The following is a 2,502-nucleotide window of genomic DNA, read 5'->3' as shown; positions in this document are numbered from 1 at the left end:
TGCGTTTCATCGAGGACGCGTTGGAGGACGGGTGGAGCCCGAAGCTGATCTCACTCGTGCTGGCCAAGGATTACGCCGATGATAAGAGCATGCAGATCAGCCACGAGACGATCTACCAGTGCCTCTACGTCCAGTCCCGCGGTGAGCTGCGTAAGGACCTCTACCGGTATCTGAGCCTGTCCCGGCCTAAGCGGGTGTCCCGGGAGAACCAGCACGCCGGCGGTCGGGCCAAACCCTACCGGGACGCGTTGAAGATCGCGTCCCGGCCCGCCGAAGCCGAAGACCGGGCAGTGCCCGGGCACTGGGAAGGAGACCTGATCATCGGGGCCGGCGGTAAGTCAGCCATCGGCACCCTGGTCGAACGGTCCACTCGCTTCACGATCCTGCTGCACCTGCCCGAACGCCATACCGCCGACGCGGTCGCCGAGGCGATGATCACCGCGATGGGCGACCTGCCGGCCCACCTGCGCCGCTCGGTGACCTGGGACCGGGGAACCGAGATGTCCGGCTATGACCGGATCCAGCTCGAGCTGCAGGCACCGGTGTATTTCTGCGACCCGCACTCACCCTGGCAGCGCGGCACGAACGAGAACACCAACAGGCTCCTGCGGCACTGGTTCGCCAAATCCACCGACCTCTCCGGCTACACCGCTGAGGACCTCAAAACCATCCAGGACAAACTCAACCGCCGACCCCGCCCAACCCTGGACCTGCAAACCCCCGCCCAAGCACTCAACCAAATGCTGCAACAGGCAGCCTAACCCCCACGTTGCACCGACCACTTGACTCTGCCGACGTTTAGGTCTCCATATCTGGACAAAACTTCTGACCTTCCACGCAGTAAGGAATGACCAATGGCTGTTGGAGTATTCGATCTCTTTTCCATCGGAATAGGGCCCTCGAGCTCGCACACGGTGGGCCCCATGCGGGCCGCCGCGGTGTTTGTCGAGGAGCTCAAGGCCAGCGGCACGCTTGTGAATGTCGCGTCGCTGCGGGTGGACCTCTACGGTTCACTCGCGGCGACCGGGCACGGCCACGGCACCATGACCGCGATCCTGCTGGGGCTGGAGGGCTATCACCCCGAGGTCATCCTGCCCGATGAGGTTGAAGCGCGCCTGGCAGCCATCGCGGAGACGGGGACACTGGAGCTGGGCGGCGCCGTGTCGCTGCCGTACGGGGTCAAGGACATGGTCCTGCGTCCGCTCACCGTCCTCCCCCGCCACACCAACGGCATGACCTTCACTGTGTATGACGACGGCGGTGCAGTCCTGGCCGCGGAAACCTTCTTCTCCGTGGGCGGCGGCTTCATCCTGCGCGAAGGCGAAGAGGAAAGCGCCCGGCAGGAACTCGAGGAGACCAAAAAGGAACTTCCGTTCCCCTTCCGCACCGCCGCCGGCCTGCTGGAGCACTGCAACGCCCGGTCGCTCAACATCAGCGACCTCATGCTCGCCAACGAGAAGGAAAGCCGCTCCGAAGAGGACATCCGCGTCGGCCTGCTGCACATCCACTCGGTCATGGAGGGTTGTGTGGAAACCAGCCTCAAGCGTGAGGGGCTGCTCCCCGGCGGGCTCAAGGTCCGCCGTCGTGCTCCGGACTGGCATGCACGGCTGCTGAAGGAAGATCCGGACCGCGATCCCAAGTTCTGGCAGGAATGGGTGAACCTCGTGGCCCTGGCCGTCAACGAGGAAAACGCCTCCGGCGGGCGGGTGGTCACCGCTCCCACCAACGGTGCCGCCGGGATCATCCCGGCAGTGATGTACTACGCGCTGCATTTTGCTCCCGGCATGGCGGATGCCACGCAGCAGGAGCGGGAGGACGTCGTCGTGAAGTTCCTGTTGACCGCCGGAGCCATCGGCGTGCTGTACAAGGAACAGGCCTCCATTTCCGGCGCGGAGGTGGGCTGCCAGGGTGAGGTGGGCTCGGCGTCGTCCATGGCGGCGGCCGGCCTCGCCGAGATCATGGGCGGCACGCCGGAGCAGGTCGAGAACGCGGCGGAAATCGCCATGGAACACAACCTCGGCCTGACCTGTGACCCGATCGGCGGGCTGGTGCAGGTCCCCTGCATCGAGCGCAACGCGATCGCCGCGGCCAAGGCCATCAACGCCGCGAAGATGGCCCTCTGGGGCGACGGCACCCACCGTGTCTCCCTGGACGAGGTCATCGTGACCATGCGGGAGACCGGCCGGGACATGAGTGACAAGTACAAGGAAACGGCGCTCGGCGGTCTCGCCGTGAACGTCGTCGAATGCTGAAGGAAGCTACCCCATGACACTGGCACCAGAAGGCCGCAAACTGCTCCGCGTAGAACAGCGCAACTCGGCAGTACCCGTGGAACGCAAGCCGGACTGGATCAAGGCGAAGGTCCAGATGGGCCCCGAGTACGTCCAGCTCAAGAACCTCGTCAAGAAGGAGGGCCTCCACACCGTGTGTGAGGAGGCCGGCTGTCCCAACATCTTCGAGTGCTGGGAAGACAAGGAAGCCACGTTCCTCATCGGCGGGTCG

2 protein-coding genes and 1 pseudogene are annotated in these 2,502 nt (G+C 64.9%); all 3 read left to right on the top strand.

Annotation, left to right across the window (positions count from 1 at the left end):
- The coding region (locus tag X803_RS0103085) for an IS30 family transposase (protein ID WP_026543983.1) at positions 1 to 761 on the top strand (761 nt) is incomplete at its 5' end.
- A gap of 93 nt (positions 762 to 854) precedes the next feature.
- On the top strand, positions 855 to 2,252 hold the full coding sequence (locus X803_RS0103080; protein ID WP_026543982.1) for an L-serine ammonia-lyase: 1,398 nt from the start codon (positions 855 to 857) through the stop codon (positions 2,250 to 2,252).
- A gap of 13 nt (positions 2,253 to 2,265) precedes the next feature.
- Positions 2,266 to 2,502, top strand: a pseudogene (locus X803_RS21295) (lipoyl synthase); the annotation flags it as partial.

The sequence above is a fragment of the Arthrobacter sp. 35/47 genome, assembly GCF_000520475.1.
Taxonomy (GTDB): domain Bacteria; phylum Actinomycetota; class Actinomycetes; order Actinomycetales; family Micrococcaceae; genus Arthrobacter_D; species Arthrobacter_D subterraneus.
Note: the sequence above shows the minus strand (reverse complement) of the source record. Positions and strands in the feature narration are given on the sequence as shown.